Source organism: Geodermatophilus sp. CPCC 206100, from assembly GCF_048569675.1.
Classification (GTDB): Bacteria; Actinomycetota; Actinomycetes; order Mycobacteriales; family Geodermatophilaceae; genus Geodermatophilus.
In genome coordinates this window covers 17,019-34,551 of the sequence record NZ_JAQISV010000015.1, presented here as the reverse complement: position 1 = coordinate 34,551, position 17,533 = coordinate 17,019, and the positions used below count along the sequence as shown (strand labels likewise).

Below are 17,533 nucleotides of genomic sequence, written 5' to 3'. Positions count from 1 at the left end.
GGCTCAGCCGGCCGGCATCGAGCGCGGCGGGTCCTCCGGCGGGGCGTCCCCGGGCTCGTCGCCGCGGTAGACGACGTCCTGCGCGGTCCCGTCGCCGAGCTCGTCCACCAGCAGCAGGTCGCGGCGGACGTGCCGGCGCCGGTAGGCCACCCGGCTGATCATGTGCGCGCTCACCGGCGCGGTCAGCAGCTGGAAGGCCGCGACCAGGAGCAGCATCCAGGCCGCCGACCAGCTGCTGAGCCGGATCGCGCCGCCGACCATGACCAGCAGCACCCCGAGCACCTGCGGCTTGGTGCCGGCGTGCATCCGGGACAGCACGTCGGGGAACCGCACCAGACCCAGGCCGGCGGTCAGGCAGAGGGCGGCGCCGGCGAGCAGGCAGGCGACCGCGAGGACGTCGGCGACGCTGCTCATCGCTGGACCCCGGACCCGTTCCGCTCCTCCGCGGCCTCCGGCAGGCCGACGTCCCGGCCGTCGCTCGTGTGCGCCCGCACGAGCATCCCGCCGACGTAGCGGGCGATCGACACCGAGCCGACGAAGGCCAGCAGCGAGACGACGACGAGCACGGGCACGACCGTCGGGTCCCGCTCGAGCGCGGCGTACACCGCCAGGCCCGCGGAGATGATCACCAGCAGGGTGTCGGTGGCGACCACCCGGTCCAGCAGCGACGGCCCGAGCGCCAGCCGCACCAGGGCCAGCGCGGCACCGCTGCCGACCAGCCCGTAGAGGAGGTAGGACACGACGGTCACGGCACCCGCTCCCCGGTCGAGGTCCCCGCGGTCGCGGCCAGACCCTCGATGTCCGCGGCCGACCCGAAGGCGCGGACGAGGCGCTCCTCGGTGCGCAGCACGTCGGCCCGCTCGCGCTCGATCGCGTCCCGGTCGCGCACGTGCAGCAGGTGGACGGTCATGACCCGGTGCTCCCGGTCCAGGTCGAGCACCAGCGATCCCGGGACGAGCGAGGTCGCCTCGGCCACCATCGTCAGCAGCAGGTCGGAGTCGGCGCGCAGCTGGACCCGGATGATCGCCGATCCGCCGTCGGCCCGTCTCGGGCGCAGCGCCAGCCAGGCCACCTGGGCGCCGGAGAGGACGAGGTCCCCGGCGAAGTGGCCGAGGAACACCAGCGCGGACACAGGGCGGAACCGGACGCCGCCGACCACGTGCGGCAGCGGCAGGAGGACCAGCACGGTCAGGGCGACCACCAGGCCGCTGATCACGTTGGCCCACGACCAGGTCCCCCAGAGCAGGATCCAGACGAGCACCAGCCACAGGACCAGCGGGAGCTGGTGGCGCAACCGCGTCGGAGCGGTGTCGACGGTCACGTCGCGTCCTCCGCGCCGAAGACCGCGGTCAGGTACGGCGTGCGGTCCAGCAGGTCGGTCGCGGCCCGGTCGGCGATGCCGTAGAGCGGCCCGGCGAGCCCGGTGAGGGCCACGGTGACCGCGACCAGGCCGGCCGTCGCGGCCACCATCGTCGACGGCAGCGGGCGCAGCGCCCGGGTGGCGGCCGCCGGCGGTGGCAGGTCCGGCTCGGCGGCGGTGGCCACCCGGGTGTGCCGTCGCCAGGCGTCCTGGAAGGCGGTGCGCGGGGCCTCGCCGTCCGACTCCGGACCGGCGTCGGAGGTCCGGCCGGAGCCCGCGTCGGCGGCGGCGGCGGCCGCGGTGTCGTCGGCCGGCGCCTGCGACGGGGGCCGCCAGAACGCGCGGGTCCAGACGCGGGCGACGGCCAGCAGCGTCAGGAGACTGGTGGCCACGCCACCCGCGACGAGGACCATCGCCAGCGAGCTGCCCTCCGCGACGCCCGCCTGCAGCAGCCCGAGCTTGCCGATGAAGCCCGACAGCGGCGGGATGCCGGCCAGGTTCATGGCCGGCACGAAGAACAGCACGGCCAGCAGCGGCGAGCGCCGGGCCAGGCCGCCCAACTTGTTCACCGACGTCGTCCCGCCCTGCCGCTCGACCAGCCCGGCCACGAGGAACAGCGTGGTCTGGATGGCGATGTGGTGGGCCACGTAGAACACCGCGCCGGCCAGGCCCTGCGCCGTCCCCAGGGCGATGCCGAACACCATGTACCCGATGTGGCTGACGAGGGTGAACGACAGCAGCCGCCGCAGGTCGGTCTGCGCGACCGCGCCCAAGATGCCGATGAGCATCGTCGCGAGCGCGGCCCACATGAGCAGGTCGTCGAGCGCGCCGCCGGGGAACAGCAGCGTCTGGGTGCGGATGATCGCGTAGACGCCGACCTTGGTGAGCAGGCCGGCGAAGACCGCGGTGACCGGCGCCGGGGCGGTCGGGTAGCTGTCGGGCAGCCACGCCGACAGCGGGAACACCGCCGCCTTGATCCCGAACGCGATGAGCAGCATCGACTGCAGCAGCACCTGGGTGCCCTCGGGCAGCTCGGCCAGTCGCACCGCGAGGTCGGCCATGTTCACCGTGCCGGTCGCGGCGTAGACGAGGCCGATGCCGGCGAGGAAGATCAGCGAGCTGGTCAGGCTCACGATCACGTAGGTGATGCCGCCCCGGATGCGCGGCGCGGTCCCGCCCAGGGTGAGGAGCACGTACGAGGCCATGAGCAGGATCTCGAAGCCGACGTAGAGGTTGAACAGGTCGCCGGCCAGGAACGCGTTGCTCACGCCCGCGACCAGCACGAGGAACGTCGGGTGGAAGATCGACAGGGGCGTCTCCTCCGACCCGTCGGCCGCGCCCTGGCCGACGGCGAAGACGAGCACGCTGAGGGCCACGGTCGACGCGACGACGAGCATCAGCGCCGACAGGCGGTCCACGACCAGCACGATGCCCAGGGGGACCGGCCAGCCGCCGACGGAGACAGCGGTCGCGCCGTCGGCGTCGGCGGTCAGCAGGAGGACCACCGAGACGACCAGCACCGCGGTGAGGACGGCGAGGCTGAGCAGCCGCTGGTAGCGCGGGTGCCCGGCGACGATGAGCGTCCCCGCGGCGCCGAGCAGCGGCAGCAGGACCGGCAGCGGGGTGAGGACGTCGGTCACCGCGAGCCCGCCCCCGCGGGCAGGTCGACGTCGTCGGCGAGGACGTCGTCCTCGTCGCCGGTGTGCAGGCTGTCGGCGTGGCCGGCGATGCGGTCCTCGGGGGCCAGGTCGTCGGGGTCGAGCTCGTCGGCGTCGGTGCCGGCGCGCGCGGCGACCCGGCGGTCCTCCTCGTCGGTGCCGACGACCTCCTGGCGCACCAGCCGCCAGGAGCGGTGGATCATCGCGAGCACGAAGGCCGAGACGCCGAAGGTGATGACGATCGCGGTGAGGATCAGGGCCTGCGGCAGCGGGTCGGTCATCTGCTCCGGGTCGGAGTAGCCGAGCAGCGGCGCCAGCCCGGCCGCGCCGCCGGCCGACAGGATCAGCAGGTTGGTCGCGTTGCCCATCAGGATGAAGCCCAGGAGCACACGGGTGAGGCTGCGGTCGAGCAGCAGGTAGACGCCGGCCGCGTAGAGACCGCCGATGATCACCGGCAGCACGATCGTGGGGGTCATCGGACCACCACCTCCCCGGGTTCGAGTTCGACGGGGTCGGACTCGTCCTCCTGACGGTCGAGCTCCGCACCGAGGCTGCGCAGCACGTCGAGGACCAGTCCGACGACGATGAGGTAGACCCCGATGTCGAAGAACAGCGAGGTCACGAGCTTGATGTGGCCGAACACCGGCAGGTCGGTCTCCAGGATCGCCGTCTGCAGCACCTCGCCGCCCAGCAGCAGGCCGCCCACGCCGGTGCCACCGGCGAACAGCAGCCCGGCGCCGAGCAGCAGCCCGGGGGCCACGGGCGCGGCCTCCCCCAGCTCGTAGCGGCCGCCGGCGAGGTAGCGCAGCACCAGCGCCAGGCCCGCGACCAGCCCGCCGGCGAAGCCGCCGCCGGGCTCGTTGTGCCCGGAGAACAGCAGGTAGATCGAGAACACCGTGATCGTGTGGAACAGGATCCGGGTGATCACCTCGAGCACCACCGAGCGGCGGGCCGGGTCGAGGGTCGCGGTCGCGGCCAGCCAGCGGTTGCGCGGCGCCCGACCGGCCTGCGGCCGCGGCCGCGGCGTCCCGTCGTCGGAGAACCGGTCCACCCCACCGGTGCGCCCGCGCAGGAAGACCAGGCTGGCCACGCCGGTGGCGGCGACGACGAGCAGCGAGATCTCGCCGAGGGTGTCCCAGGCGCGGATGTCGACCAGCGTCACGTTGACGATGTTCTTGCCGCCGCCGAACTCGAAGGCCTCCTCGGGGTAGTCGGCCGACACCGGCGTCGCCGTGCGGGTGGCGAGCACCACCGCGCCGACGACGCCCATGAAGGCGCCAACCGCGACGGCGATCACGCCGCGGACGGCGCGCTCCCGCGGGCGGTGCCGCTCGGTGATGTCCTTGGGCAGCTTGCGCAGCACGAGGACGAACACGACGAGGGTCAGGGTCTCGACGAGGAACTGGGTGAGCGCGAGATCGGGGGCGCCCTGCAGGACGAAGAGCACGGCGGAGCCGTAGCCGGTGACCCCGACGACCAGCACCGCCGACAGCCGCTGCCGGATCCGCAGGGCCAGCAGGGCCGCGGTGATGACGACGACGCCGACCATGGCCTGCACCGGGGTGTCCCAGGCCCGCCACTCCCCCGGCCACGGCGCCCGGGTCAGCAGGATCGTGCCCGGCAGGGCGAGCACCACGACGAGGATGGTGCCCAGGTAGGCCGGCAGCGAGCCCCGCTGGGTGGTGCCGGTGACCAGCACGGAGAGCCGGTCCAGGCCCTGGACGACGTTCCAGTAGCCCTCGTCGGCCGAGGCGCCGACCGCCAGCCGGCGCTGCAGCCGGTTGAGGGGCGTCCGCAGCGCGAAGAGGGCGGCGCCGCCGAGCAGGGTGACCGCCGACAGGGCCAGCGCCGGCTGCAGCCCGTGCCACAGCGCCAGCTCCTCGTACTCGGGGGCCAGCAGCGGCAGCGTCTCCGCGTACCCGTCGACCAGCGGGGCCAGCACCGGGCTGGCCGGCCCGGCGACCAGCCCGAGCACGGCCAGCAGCGCGGGCGCGGTGAGGAACAGCGCGCCCGGCGGGTGCGCGAGCTCGGTCGGGGCGACCCCGGGCTTGCGGGCGAAGGCACCCCAGAGGAAGCGCAGGGTGTACGCGGCGGTGAGGATCGAGCCGAGGACCAGCCCGGTCAGCTCCCCCGCGGCCGCGGCCCGCGAGGGCAGCCCGCCCTCCCACAGCGCGGTGAACGCCGCCTCCTTGCCGACGAACCCGAACATCGGTGGCACGCCGGCCATCGATGCGCCGGCGAGCAGCCCGATGCCGGCCAGCACGGGCAGCCGCCGGGCCAGCCCGGACAGCTTCCGCAGGTCCCGGGTCCCGGTCGAGTGGTCGACGACCCCGACGGTGAGGAACAGCGTGGACTTGAACAGCGCGTGTGCGACGGTCATCGCCAGCCCGGCGGCGGCCAGCTCGCGGCTGCCCGCGCCCACCAGCACCAGCAGGAAGCCCAGCTGGCTCACCGTGCCGAAGGCCAGCAGCAGCTTGAGGTCGTTCTGGCGCAGCGCGCGGTACCCGCCGACCAGCATCGTGGCCAGGCCGAGGCCCAGCACGACCGGTCGCCAGCCGGGGACATCGGCGAAGCCGGGTGCCAGCCGGGCGACCAGGTAGATGCCGGCCTTCACCATCGCCGCGGCGTGCAGGTAGGCGCTGACCGGGGTCGGCGCCTCCATGGCCGCGGGCAGCCAGAAGTGGAAGGGCACCATCGCCGACTTGGTCACCGCGCCGGCCAGCACCAGCGCCGTCCCGGCGACCATGGCACCGCCGCTGCCGGGGTCCGCGACGACCTCGGAGAGCAGGAACGAGCCGCTGGCCTGCCCGATCACGATCAGCCCGACCAGCATGGCCAGGCCGCCCGCCGTGGTCAGGATCAGGGCCTGGGACGCCGCCCGCCGCGCGGCCAGCCGCCGACCCGACCCGCCGATGAGCAGGAAGGAGAAGACGGTGGTGAGCTCCCAGAACACGTACAGGAGCAGCATGTCGTCGGCCAGGACCAGGCCCAGCATCGACCCCGCGAAGGCGGTGAGGTTGCCGGCGAAGCGGCCGGTGCCCTCGTCGTCGGGCTCGAAGTAGCGCGCGCAGTAGAGGAAGACCAGGGCGCCGACGCCGGTCACCAGCGCCGCGAAGGTCAGCGCCAGGGCGTCCAGCCGGAGCGCGACGTCGAGGTCGAGGGCGGGGATCCACGACACGCTCTCGCGGACGTCGTCGCCGGCGAGGACGGCGCGCAGGTGCAGCATCGTCCAGACGAAGCCGGCGGCCGGCACCAGCGCCAGGAGGAGGAAGGCCTGCCGCCCCCACCACCGCACGAGGACCGGCGCGAGGACGCCGGCGACCAGGTGGACGAGCAGCAGAGCGAGCATGTGTCTCCGGGAGTCGTTGGGCGGCTCGGGGACACCAGGAACGTCGGTCGTCGACGGCCGGCGGTGCGCCCACTTTACCTGCCGGGCGTGACCAGCCCGCTCTCGTAGGCGAACGCGACCGCCTGCACCCGGTCGCGCAGGCCCAGCTTCAGCAGCAGCCGGCTCACGTGGGTCTTGACCGTGGCCTCGCCCAGGTGGAGCCGCGCGGCGATCTCGGCGTTGGACAACCCGGCCGCGACCAGGGCCAGGACGTCGGTCTCCCGCTCGGTCAGCTGCGCGAGCGCCCCGGCCCGCCCCGGGTCGGGTGCCGGCGCGGCGGCGAAGGACTCGATCACCCGCAGCGTCACCGCGGGGTCCAGGAGGCCGTGCCCGGCGGCGACGGTCCGGACGGCGGCGACGAGGTCCTCGGGCGGGGCGACCTTGAGCAGGAACCCGCTGACGCCGGCCCGCAGCGCCGCGGCCACGTACTCGTCCTCGTCGAAGGTGGTGAGCACGATGACGCGGGTCGGGAGCTCGGCGGCGACCAGCCGGCGGGCGGCCTCGAGCCCGTCCATCCCGGGCATGCGGACGTCGAGCAGCACGACGTCCGGCCGCGTCCCGGTGACCACCCGGACCCCCGCGGCGCCGTCGGCCGCCTCGCCCACCACCTCGATGTCGGGCTCGGCGGCCAGCACCATGCGCAGCCCGGTGCGCACCATCGCCTGGTCGTCGACCAGGACCACGCGGATCGTCACGCGGGGACCCCCGCCCTGGCCGGAACCGCGAGCGGGAAGGACGCGCGGACCCGGTAGCCGCCGCCGCGGACCGGGCCGACCTCCAGCCGGCCGCCGACGACCGCCACCCGCTCCCGCATGTGCAGCTGCCCCGAGCCGCCGGTGCCCGGGACCGCCGGCGGCGTCGCGACCCGGGGCCGGCCGTCGTCGGTGACGGTCACGGTGACCCGGTCGGCCGCGTGGTGGACGGTCACGGTCGTGGCCGCGGCGCCGGCGTGCCGGACGACGTTGGACAGCGCCTCCTGGACCACCCGCACCGCCGAGACGTCGACCAGCGGCGGCAGCTCCACCGGGTCGCCGGTGACGACGAGCTCGATCGGCATGCCGCCGGCGCGCAGGTCGTCGAGGACGTCGTCGAGCCGGGACAGCGACGGCAGCGGGGCGGTCTCGCCGTCCTGCTCCCGCAGGATGCCGACGACGCGGCGCATCTCGTCGACCGAGTCGCGGCCGAGCCGCTCCAGGCCCCGCAGCACCTCCTGGGCCTCGGGGTGGTCGGGCAGCAGCCGACGCAGGCCGCCCATCTGGAGCACCATCACGCTCACCGCGTGCGCGACCGAGTCGTGCACCTCGCGCGCGATGCGGGCGCGTTCGGCGGTGGTGGCCGCGGCCGCCACCGTCTCCTGCTGCTCGGCCAGCCGGGCGGCGAGCACCTGCAGCTCCTCGGCGCGCCGGCGGGACTGCGCGACCAGGGTGCCGACGGTCGCCGCCGCGCCGAGGACCAGGAGGTAGAAGACCGACTCCCAGGGGTTGGGTGCCACCACCGTGCCGAGACCGGTCGCCACCACGATGGCGACCCCCGCCGCCCGGGCGGCCGGGGGAGCCGGGAGGACGGCGACCGCGTGCCCGACCAGCAGCCCCATGCCGACCAGCTGGGCACCGCCGGGCCCGGGCGCGCCACCCAGCAGGTTCAGCGAGACGGTGAGGGCGCCCAGGACCGGAGCGGCCGCCGGCCACCGCGGGCAGCCGGCGAGCAGCACGCCCACCAGCAGTCCCGGCGCGGCCAGGGCGAACTGGCTGCGGTCGAACCCCTCGACCAACCACTCGAACACCGACAGCGCACCCAGCAGGGCACCCACGGCCGGCCAGAACAGGCGGCGGGCGCGCGGGGGAACCGGCCAACGGGGCATGCCGAGCACGCTAGGGGCGCTGCGGTGCTCCGGGGATCCCCCGCGCGGCCGAACGCGGACGTGGCGGGGTCCGCCGTAGGACGGACCCCGGTCGGTGCGTCGCGACGGACGCGCAGGTCGGGGCGTCGTTCCTAGTTTTCTCGCCGACACCGCACCGAGGCGGTGCACCCGACCCGACGAGGAACGATGACCACCGACGTCCGCACTGCCCCCGCCCCCTCCGAGACCCCCGCCCGCAGCGCCGGCTCGCTGCTCCTGCCGATCGCCGGCGGCGCGCTGATCGCCGGCTCCCTGCTGTGGACCGCCGGGCTGCTCACCTCGCCGCCGCAGGACTCCATGGCCGACGCCGACTACATCGCCGCGCTCGCCCGGGACGAGGGGCGGACCGCGCTGTCGGCCCTGCTGCTGCACTACGGCAACATCGCCCTGGGCCTGGGCTGGCTCGCCGCCCCGGCGCTGGTGCGCGGCCGCCGCGGGCGCATCCCCGCCGTCGTCGGCGCGCTCATGACGGTGCTCGGGCTGATCAGCGTCGCCGGCCTGGTGCTGTTCGACTTCTGGACCGGCGCGATCGGCCGCGACCTGCCGGCCGGCACCGCCGGGTCGCTGTTCGCGTCGGTGAACTCCTCCGCCGGCGTGGCGATCGTCGGCACGGTGACCCTGCTCGGGCTGCTCGGCCCCTTCGTGGCCTACGCCGGTCTGGCGCGGGCCGGGATCACCGGCTGGTGGCTGTTCGCCCCCGCTGTCGCGGCGTTCGCCGCCTCCGCGGCGGTGCCCTTCTCCCCGCTGGCCCACGGTGCGTTCGCCCTGGTGGGTGCCGTGCCGGTGGTGGTCGTCGGGCTGCGGATGCTCGCGCGCAACCGCGCCGAGCGGTCCGCCGCCTGATCCCGGGCCCCGGCCACCGACCTCTCCCGAGGAAGCTTGTGCTCTGCCCACCGGAGTGGGCAGAGCACGAGGGCCGCTTCGTGCTCTGCCCCCCAGGGTGGGCAGAGCACGACCTCCCACGGGGACACCGAGCCCGCCCCGGTCGGGCACTCAGCCCTCGGCGACCTCCGCGGCCTCCAGCCAGTCGAGCTCCACCTGCTCCTTCTCGGCCAGGACCGCCCGCAGCTGCTCGTCGAGGGCCAGCACCCGCGTGTGGTCGGTGGCCGCGGCCGCGAGCTCGCCGTGCAGCCGCTCCTCCTCGGCGGTCAGCTTCTCCAGCCGCCGCTCCAGGCGGGTGGCCTCCTTGCGGGCGGCCCGGACGTCGCCGGCCGAGCGGGCCGGCGCCGCGGCGGCCGGGGTGGGGGCGGGCGCCGTCGTCCGCCCGGTGGCGGTGGAGGGCAGGGGCGCCTCGCCGGCCGCCCGGCGCGCCAGGTACTCCTCCACCCCGCCGGGCAGCGCGGCCAGCGAGCCGTCGCCCATGAGCGCGACCACCGAGTCGCACACCCGGTCGACGAAGTACCGGTCGTGGCTGACCACCAGCACGGTGCCGGGGAAGCCGTCGAGCAGGTCCTCGAGCGCGGTGAGCGTGTCGATGTCCAGGTCGTTGGTCGGCTCGTCGAGCAGCAGCACGTTCGGCTCGGCCATGAGCAGGCGCAGCAGCTGCAGGCGCCGGCGCTCGCCGCCGGAGAGGTCGCCGACCGGCGTCCACTGCCGGGACGCCGGGAACCCGAACCGCTCGGCCAGCGAGGACGCCGAGATCTCCTGGTTGCCGATCCGCGCGATCCGGGCGATCTCCTGCACCGCCTCCAGCACCCGCAGCCGCCCGGGCAGCTCCGTCACGTGCTGGGAGAGGTAGGCGGGGGCGACCGTCTGGCCGCGCACCACCTGACCGCGGTCGGGCTCGGTCTCGCCGACCAGCAGCCGCAGCAGGGAGGTCTTGCCCGCGCCGTTGACCCCGACGATGCCGATCCGGTCGCCCGGGCCGACGTGCCAGGTCAGGTCGGAGAAGAGCGTCCGCGGCCCCTCGTCGGTGCGCACCGCGTAGTCGACGTCCTCCACGTCGTACACCGTCTTGCCCAGGCGGCGGGCGGCGAAGCCGGCCAGCGCCATGGAGTCCCGCGCCGGCGGCTCGTCGGCGATCAGCGCCTGTGCGGCCTCGATGCGGAAGCGCGGCTTGCTGGTGCGGGCCGGCGGGCCGCGGCGCAGCCACGCGAGCTCCTTGCGGACCAGGTTGAGCCGCCGCTCCTCGGTCACCGCCGCGATCCGCGCCCGCTCGGCGCGGGCCAGCGTGTAGGCCGCGTAGCCGCCGTCGTAGGCGTGCACGGCGCCGTCGGCGACCTCCCACGTGGTCGTGCACACCTCGTCGAGGAACCACCGGTCGTGGGTGACGACGACCAGCGCGCCGACCCGGTTGCGCACGTAGTCGGCGAGCCAGGCCACGCCCTCGACGTCGAGGTGGTTGGTGGGCTCGTCGAGCACCAGCAGGTCCAGCGGGCGGATCAACTGCGCGGCCAGCGCCACGCGGCGCCGCTCGCCGCCGGACATCGGCGCCACCGGGGAGTCCAGGCCCAGCCGGTCCAGTTCCAGTCCGGTCAGCACGCTGCGCACCGCCGGGTCGGCGGCCCACTCGTGCTCGGCGGCGAACAGCGTGGCCGGGAGGACGACGTCGCGCACGGTCGCCCCCGGCGGCAGCGTCCCGGACTGGTCGAGCACCCCGACGGCCAGGTCGCCGCGGCGGGTCACCCGCCCCGAGTCGGGCTCCTCCCGCCCGGTGAGGACGCCGAGCAGCGTGGACTTGCCGCTGCCGTTGCGGCCCACCACGCCGATCCGCTCGCCGGCGGCGATGCCGAGCGAGACGCCGTCGAGCAGGACGGTGGTGCCGTGCGCCTTCTGCACCCGCTCGAGGTTGACCAGGTTGAGGGGCGCGCTCATCGGCTGCGGGGAGAGGTCATGGGATCCCCAGTATCCGCCCGCGCCGGGCGCCGGTCCCGGCCCGGGGCCACAAGTGGTCCGCAAGGGCCTCGCAAGCGGGACCGGCCAGGGTCGGCCCGACGACGGCGCCCCCACCCGGGGGCAGGAGCAGGAGGTGTCCGATGACCGCGGCGGCAACCCTCGCCGGAGGGTCCACCCACCCGGCACGCGGTGCGCAGGAGGTGGCCCGGGCGACGCTGGTCGCCGTCCGCCGGGCGTCCCGGGACGTGGCGGGCGACCCGGCCGGGGTGTGGTGGGCGCGGCTCGCCGAGCGCGGCCCGTCCTCGCCGGAGCACTCGCTGGTGGCGGTCGGCTCCGAGCGCTTCCCCGACGGGACGCCGGTCGACCTGACCTCGCTCCCGTCGCGGGGACGGCGGCCCGCGGGCTGGCTGGTGGACGTCCGCTACCGCAGGACCGACGGCACCGTCGTCCACGTCGAGCCGGCCGAGGCTCTCGCCGGCCGGTGCCCGCCGCTGTGGTTCGCCGAGGTGCACCACGCGACGAGCGGGGTGCCCGCGGTCTCGCTGCTGGCCTTCCGGGGCACGGAGTTCCGGCCGGGCTCGCTGGTCGGCCCGCACGAGGTGGCCGCGCGGGGCACCCGGATGACCGACCGCGTCGGCGAGGTCCGGTGGTGGACCCGCTCGGGCGTCGTCGACACCGTCACGGTCGCGCCCGAGCTGCGCGGCCGCGGCATCGGCCGGGTGCTGGTGACCGTCGCGGAGGCGCTGCGGGTGCTGCGCGGCTGGGCGCCGCTGCGCTCCGACGGCCGGCTCACCGACGCCGGGGCCGCCTGGCTGGCCGCGGCGCCGCCCTCGTGGGCGCCGCGGCTGGCCCGCCGCACGGAGCGCCTGCCCGACGAGCCGGCCGCCGCGGAGCCGACCGGCGTGGCCCGCCTCTTCCGCTGAGGACCCGCCTGGCGGGGGTCCTCCTCAGGCCAGGCGGGTGACCTCGACGGTGACCGCGTGACCCTCGCTGCCGGGGCCGGAGAAGATGCCCTTGAACGGCGGGACGTCGCCGTAGTCGCGCCCGCGGCCCAGCGTCACGTGCCGGTGGGCGACCTCGGTCGCGTTGGTCGGGTCGAAGGCGCACCAGCCGCCGTCCCACCACTCCACCCAGGCGTGGCTCTCCCCGGTGACGGTCTGGCCGACGCCGGCCTCGCGCTTCGGGTGCAGGTAGCCGGAGACGTAGCGCGCCGGCAGGCCGAGGGTGCGCAGCAGGCCCACGGTGACGTGCGAGATGTCCTGGCAGACGCCCTGGCCGGAGTGCCAGGCCTGCATGGCGTTGGTCTTCACGTTGGTCGAGCCCGACAGGTACGCCATGCGCTCGCGGACCAGCCGGCAGACGGCCGCACCCGTCTCGTGCGGGTCGCGGTCCCCCACGGCGGAGCGGACCTCGGCGGCGACGTCGTCGTCCACAGCGGTGAGCGCGGTCGGCGCGAGCAGCTCGCCGAACCGGTCGCGCACCTTCCGTCCGCGCAGCTCCGCCCAGCCGGCGTGCTCGTGCTCGGCCGGCTCGGGCCCGGCCTCGACGATCGAGGTCCCGGTGACCACGAGCTCGGTGTGCGGGGTGTGCAGGTCGAAAGCCGTCACCGTGGCGCCCCAGTAGTCGCGGTAGGCGAACGCGGTGGCGGCCGGCTCGATCTCCACGCGGGAGCGCAGGGTGGTCTGGCGGCTGCTGTTCTCCGGCGTCAGGCGGGCCTCGTTGTAGGACGAGCGCACCGGTCCGCCGTAGCGGAAGCGGGTGCGGTGCACCACCTGCAGCCGCCAGCGGTCGCCGGGCGGCCGCGGGCCGGACCGCTGCACCTGGGTCTGCCCGCCGAGCGTCTGGCTCTGCACACCCGGGCCCTGGCCCTGCGTCTGGTTCACGCCACCCCCTCCGGGACCCACACCTGCGGCGCCTGCTCGGTGAAGAACCGGTTGGTCACCGCGGCGCTGGCCGCCGAGCAGGTCCGCTGCAGCTCCTCCAGCCGCGCCGGCAGCTGGGCGAGCAGCTCGGGGGTGCTCATGAACTCGAGCATGGTCCGCGCGCGGCCGACGATCCGGTGAGCCTCACCGGCCACGCCGATGCGGGCCGCGTCGCGCACCGGCGAGCGCTCGAGCTCGGCCAGGCACGCCTCGGCCTGCCCGAGGGCGGCGAACACCGACCGGGGGAACAGCCGGTCCAGCAGCAGGAACTCCGACGCCCGGCTGGAGTCGACGACGCCGCGGTAGGTGCGCAGGTAGGGCTCGTAGGCGCCGGTCGAGCGCAGCACCAGCGTCCAGGAGGGCGCGGCGTCCCCGGCCAGCACCCGGGTCGAGATGATCCGCGCGGTCATGTCGACGCGCTCCAGCGAGCGGCCCAGCACGAGGAACAGCCAGCTCTCGTCCCGGCTCATCGTCGAGTCGGCCAGCCCGAACACCATGGCCGAGCGCTCCCGGACGAACCGGAACAGCGAGTGCGGGCCGTACCGCCGGGCCATGGTGCGCTGCTGCGGCAGGGCGTTGTGCGTGACGTTGAGCGACTCCCAGATCTCCGCCGACAGCACCTCGCGGGCGCCGCGGGCGTTCTCCCGGGCCGCCGACAGCGCGCCCACGATCGAGCTCGGGCTGCCGCGCTCGAAGGCGAGCGTGGCCAGCACCCGCTCGGTGTCGGCCTCCCCGTCGGGCACCGGCGACCCCATGAGCGACAGCAGGTTCGCGCAGGCGCTGCGCTCGTCGATCCAGGGGTCCTCGACCAGCCGTTGGGTGTGCACGTCGAGGATGCGGGCGGTGTCGTCGGCCCGCTCCACGTAGCGGCCGATCCAGAACAGCGACTCGGCGATCCGGCTCAACATGGAGGTGCCTCCCCGTTCCCTACTGCTTCCACGCCGGCCTCGCCCGGAGGCTCGGCCCGAGCCTGCGAGGGTCGAGAGGGGCGAGGTCCTTTCACTGCTGTTGCTGGGACTGGTCGACGAGGACGTCGCCGAGCGGGCCGGGGTCCGGTGCGGGCGGCTCCTCGGCGAGGTCGGCGGTGGTGAACTCGATCCGGGTGAGGTCGGGGCCCGGCTCGTCCGGCTCGGCGGCCGGGCGCGGCGGGCTGAGCACCCAGGTGTCCTTGGACCCGCCGCCCTGGCTCGAGTTGACCACCAGCTCCCCCTCGGGCAGCGCGACGCGGGTCAGCCCGCCGGGCAGCACCCACACCCGGTCGCCGTCGTTGACCGCGAACGGGCGCAGGTCCACGTGCCGGGGCGCGATCCGGCCGCCGACCAGCGTGGGGCAGGTGGACAGCCCGATCGGCTTCTGCGCGATCCAGTCCCGCGGCCGGGCCCGGACCTTGGCGGCCAGCTCCGCCAGCGTCCGCTCGTCGGCGCGCGGCCCGATGACGATGCCCTTGCCGCCGGAACCGTCGACCGGCTTGAGCACGAGCTGGTCCAGCGCGCCCAGCACCCACTCGACGACGTCGGGCTCGTCCAGGCGGTGGGTCTCCGCGTTGGCCAGCAGCGGCTCCTCGGCCAGGTAGTAGCGGACGAGGTCGGGCACCCAGGTGTAGAGCAGCTTGTCGTCGGCGACCCCGTTGCCGACCGCGTTGGCGATGGTGACCCGGCCGGCGCGGGCGGCGTTGAGCAGGCCGGCGCAGCCGATCACCGAGTCGGGCCGGAAGTGCACCGGGTCGAGGAACTCGTCGTCGATGCGGCGGTAGATGACGTCGACGCGGCGCTGGCCGTCCGTCGTCCGCATGCTGACCTGGTTGCCCGCGCAGACCAGGTCGCGGCCCTCGACGAGCTCGACGCCCATCTGGCGGGCCAGCAGCGCGTGCTCGAAGTAGGCGGAGTTGTAGACCCCCGGGGTGAGGACGACGACCGTCGGGTCGGCCACGTTGGACGGCGCGGAGGCCTTCAGGGCGGCCAGCAGCCGGGTCGGGTAGTCGGCGACCGGCTGGATGCGGTGGTCGGCGAACAGCTCGGGCAGCACCTGGCTCATCGCCGCCCGGTTGGTGATCACGTAGCTGACGCCGGACGGCGAGCGCAGGTTGTCCTCGAGCACCCGGAAGTCGCCGGCCTCGTCGCGGACCAGGTCGATGCCCGACACGTGCACCCGCACCCCGTTGGGCGGCACCAGCCCGTGCGCCTGCCGGTGGAAGTGCGCGCTGGTGGTGACCACGCTCCGCGGCACCACCCCGTCGGCGAAGACCTGACCCGCGCCGTAGACGTCGTCGAGGAACGCCTCCAGCGCCAGCACCCGCTGCGCCACGCCACGCTCGATCCGCGCCCACTCCTCGGCCCCGATGACCCGCGGGACGATGTCCAGCGGGAACGGCTGCTCCTCGCCGGCGTGGGCGAAGGTGACCCCGGCGTCGCGGTAGGTCTGGGACAGCAGGTCCGCCCGGGCGGAGAGCTCCTCCCCCGCCATGGGCTGCAGCGAGGTGTGCAGCCCGGTGTAGGCCGCCCGCGGCTGGTCGACCTCCCCGAACATCTCGTCCCACTGCTGCCCGAGGGGGTAGCCGTCGAAGAGGTCCGCCATGGTGGGCAACCTAGTTCGGACGTGTGTCCCGCGCGTTTCGGCCGCTCAGACGGCGACCGCGACGCCGAGCCAGGGCCGCAGCGCGCCGTCCGAGAGCAGCCGGCCGACCCGCTTGTACTGCTCCCGCGCCTGCTGGAAGCGGGGGTCGTCCCCGTGCCGCCGGGCGACCTCGTCGTCCACGGCGTCGGCCCGCTCCGACCACTCCGGTGGGCTGTCCCCGAGGTCGGCCGGCGCGGTGTCCTGCAGGCGCAGCCCGGCCGCGTCGAGCAGCCTGCGGACCTCGTCCTCCGTCGGGAAGTCGTTCCCCTCGGGGAGCGGCGGGGGCAGCGGGCGGTCGGCCAGGAAGACCAGGAGGCCCACACGGGCCCCGGGGCGCAGCACACGGCGCAGCTCGGCGAGCGCGGCCGCCTTCTCCGTCGTCGTGCACAGCACACCGAGGCACCAGGCGGCGTCGAACGTGCCGTCGGCGAAGGGCAGGGCCTGGGCGAGCGCGGCCAGCGCCGGCAGCCCGAACAGGCGGCGGCTGGCCCGCGCCGCCTCGTGCATCGGCTCGGCGCAGACCACCCGCACCCCCCGCTCGGCGGCCAGCCACCCGGCCGGCCCGCCCACGCCCGCGCCGTCGTCGAGCACCGTGCTGCCGGGGGCGAGGTCCAGTCGCTCGGTCAGCCAGCGCAGCACGCCCTCCCCGCCGCTGCCCCGGCACCCGGCGGGGACGGCGTACTCGGGCCCCAGCGCCCGCACCGCCTCCTCGGTCCAGCCGGCGACGGTGCCGAACTCCGACTCCATCGCCTCGCTCTCCAGCTCGCTCATCGCGTGTCCTCCCTGATCCGTTCGGCGACGGCCGCCTTGACCCGCGCCCCGTCGTCCTCGCCGCCGCCGGAGGCGAGACCGGAGAGGTTGACGCCGACGACCCCGGGCACGGCCACCAGCGCCCGCGCCTCCTCGACCGCGGCCGCGATGCCGGCCGCCCGCGGATCAGGCGCGGCCAGCACCCGCCCGATCGCGGCGTCGTCCACCTGGAGGCCGGGGAAGCGCTGGAGCACCCGGGCGGAGCGCTCGTCGGTGTAGACGGCTACCGCGGCGACGAACGGCAGGGTGGCCCCGGCGGCCCGCGCGGCGGCGACGAAGGCGGCCACCTGCGCCGGCGTCCGGACGTGGTTGAGCACGCAGACCCGCGCCCCGGCCCGCTCCTTGGTCGCCACGCGCGCCGGCCGCAGGTGCACCGGCGGCGCGGCCGGCGACTCGGGGACGGCGACCGGCAGCCCGGCCGCGCTCGCCAGGGCGGCCAGCCGGGGGCCGTCGAGGTCGAAGACCTGCGTGACCCCGGGGCGGACGCCGGGCCCGCGCGCGTCCCCGGTCGCGCAGAGGACGGCGTCCACCCCCACGGCGGCCAGCCCGGCGAGCTCCTGCTCGAGGACCACGCGGTTGCGGTCCCGGCAGGTCAGCGTCGTCCAGGGGCGGCCACCGGCCTCCCGCACCTCGGCGGCCAGCAAGGTGGGCGGCAGGTCCGGGCGGCCGGCGTGCTCACCGGCCAGCAGGCCGTCGGACACCGGCCCGAGCACGCCGACCACGCGCCGGACCGAGGCCCGGTCGAAGGGCACCACGGTGAGGTCGGTGAGCACCACGGGACGGGTCCGCGCCCGGTCCAGGAGACTCCCCGGCGGCGGGGGCGGCGGCGCTCCCGGGGGCGGGCCGGCCCACGGCGGCGCGGGGGCGTCGAGGAAGACGCAGCGGTGCTCGGCGACCTCGCAGCCGCCCTGCTCCCGGACGCCGCCGCAGGGCCCGAAGACCATGCGCTTCGGGCAGCCCGGCCGGCGGGCGACGTCGTCCACGCCCCGAGCCCTGACCGCGCCGGTCCCCGGTCAAACCAGGGCCCTCCCGGGGAGGCGTCGGGCG

16 protein-coding genes are annotated in these 17,533 nt (G+C 75.6%); 2 read left to right on the top strand and 14 right to left on the bottom strand.

Annotated elements, in window-relative coordinates; all coding sequences use genetic code 11:
• Window positions 1–3 precede the first annotated feature (3 nt).
• From mnhG to PGN05_RS08630, 8 genes are all read right to left on the bottom strand, one after another.
• The gene (gene mnhG / locus PGN05_RS08665) at window positions 4–414 is read right to left on the bottom strand and encodes a monovalent cation/H(+) antiporter subunit G (protein ID WP_419752127.1); all 411 of its coding nucleotides are present in this window, start codon (window positions 412–414) and stop codon (window positions 4–6) included.
• Window positions 411–749, bottom strand: coding sequence for a monovalent cation/H+ antiporter complex subunit F (locus PGN05_RS08660; protein ID WP_419752126.1), 339 nt, complete (start codon window positions 747–749; stop codon window positions 411–413). The genes mnhG and PGN05_RS08660 overlap by 4 nt, the downstream gene beginning before the upstream one ends.
• The gene (locus PGN05_RS08655) at window positions 746–1,321 is read right to left on the bottom strand and encodes a Na+/H+ antiporter subunit E (RefSeq protein ID WP_419752125.1); all 576 of its coding nucleotides are present in this window, start codon (window positions 1,319–1,321) and stop codon (window positions 746–748) included. The genes PGN05_RS08660 and PGN05_RS08655 overlap by 4 nt, the downstream gene beginning before the upstream one ends.
• Window positions 1,318–3,000, bottom strand: coding sequence for a Na+/H+ antiporter subunit D (locus tag PGN05_RS08650; protein ID WP_419752124.1), 1,683 nt, complete (start codon window positions 2,998–3,000; stop codon window positions 1,318–1,320). The genes PGN05_RS08655 and PGN05_RS08650 overlap by 4 nt, the downstream gene beginning before the upstream one ends.
• The gene (locus tag PGN05_RS08645; protein ID WP_419752123.1) at window positions 2,997–3,494 is read right to left on the bottom strand and encodes a Na(+)/H(+) antiporter subunit C; all 498 of its coding nucleotides are present in this window, start codon (window positions 3,492–3,494) and stop codon (window positions 2,997–2,999) included. The genes PGN05_RS08650 and PGN05_RS08645 overlap by 4 nt, the downstream gene beginning before the upstream one ends.
• Complete coding sequence (locus tag PGN05_RS08640; RefSeq protein WP_419752122.1) at window positions 3,491–6,367, bottom strand: Na+/H+ antiporter subunit A; 2,877 nt, start codon at window positions 6,365–6,367, stop codon at window positions 3,491–3,493. The genes PGN05_RS08645 and PGN05_RS08640 overlap by 4 nt, the downstream gene beginning before the upstream one ends.
• 74 nt (window positions 6,368–6,441) lie before the next feature.
• Window positions 6,442–7,101 carry a response regulator gene (locus PGN05_RS08635; RefSeq protein ID WP_419752121.1) on the bottom strand — a complete coding sequence of 220 codons (660 nt, stop codon included), beginning with the start codon at window positions 7,099–7,101 and terminating at the stop codon, window positions 6,442–6,444.
• Window positions 7,098–8,267, bottom strand: coding sequence for a sensor histidine kinase (locus PGN05_RS08630; RefSeq protein ID WP_419752120.1), 1,170 nt, complete (start codon window positions 8,265–8,267; stop codon window positions 7,098–7,100). The genes PGN05_RS08635 and PGN05_RS08630 overlap by 4 nt, the downstream gene beginning before the upstream one ends.
• 186 nt (window positions 8,268–8,453) lie before the next feature.
• Here PGN05_RS08630 and PGN05_RS08625 point away from each other — a divergent pair, with 186 nt between their 5' ends.
• Window positions 8,454–9,149, top strand: coding sequence for a hypothetical protein (locus PGN05_RS08625; protein WP_419752119.1), 696 nt, complete (start codon window positions 8,454–8,456; stop codon window positions 9,147–9,149).
• 150 nt (window positions 9,150–9,299) lie between these two features.
• On the opposite strand, the gene PGN05_RS08620 is transcribed toward PGN05_RS08625, so the two are convergent.
• Complete coding sequence (locus PGN05_RS08620; protein WP_419752118.1) at window positions 9,300–11,120, bottom strand: ABC-F family ATP-binding cassette domain-containing protein; 1,821 nt, start codon at window positions 11,118–11,120, stop codon at window positions 9,300–9,302.
• Between the two features lie 161 nt (window positions 11,121–11,281).
• Here PGN05_RS08620 and PGN05_RS08615 point away from each other — a divergent pair, with 161 nt between their 5' ends.
• A complete protein-coding gene (locus PGN05_RS08615) occupies window positions 11,282–12,064 on the top strand; it encodes a hypothetical protein (RefSeq protein ID WP_419752117.1) in 783 nt (260 codons plus the stop codon).
• Window positions 12,065–12,088: 24 nt separating this feature from the next.
• Here PGN05_RS08615 and PGN05_RS08610 read toward each other — a convergent pair whose 3' ends face one another.
• The 5 genes from PGN05_RS08610 to PGN05_RS08590 form a co-directional block, all read right to left on the bottom strand.
• On the bottom strand, window positions 12,089–13,024 hold the full coding sequence (locus tag PGN05_RS08610; protein WP_419752116.1) for a transglutaminase family protein: 936 nt from the start codon (window positions 13,022–13,024) through the stop codon (window positions 12,089–12,091).
• Window positions 13,021–13,971: an alpha-E domain-containing protein gene (locus PGN05_RS08605; protein ID WP_419752115.1), complete on the bottom strand. Its 951-nt coding sequence runs from the start codon at window positions 13,969–13,971 to the stop codon at window positions 13,021–13,023. Before PGN05_RS08605 ends, PGN05_RS08610 begins: the two co-directional genes overlap by 4 nt.
• A gap of 91 nt (window positions 13,972–14,062) precedes the next feature.
• Window positions 14,063–15,637: a circularly permuted type 2 ATP-grasp protein gene (locus tag PGN05_RS08600; RefSeq protein WP_419752114.1), complete on the bottom strand. Its 1,575-nt coding sequence runs from the start codon at window positions 15,635–15,637 to the stop codon at window positions 14,063–14,065.
• Window positions 15,638–15,682: 45 nt separating this feature from the next.
• A complete protein-coding gene (locus tag PGN05_RS08595) occupies window positions 15,683–16,447 on the bottom strand; it encodes a class I SAM-dependent methyltransferase (protein ID WP_419752113.1) in 765 nt (254 codons plus the stop codon).
• Complete coding sequence (locus tag PGN05_RS08590; RefSeq protein ID WP_419752112.1) at window positions 16,444–17,469, bottom strand: methylenetetrahydrofolate reductase C-terminal domain-containing protein; 1,026 nt, start codon at window positions 17,467–17,469, stop codon at window positions 16,444–16,446. Before PGN05_RS08590 ends, PGN05_RS08595 begins: the two co-directional genes overlap by 4 nt.
• Between the last annotated feature and the right edge of the window lie 64 nt (window positions 17,470–17,533).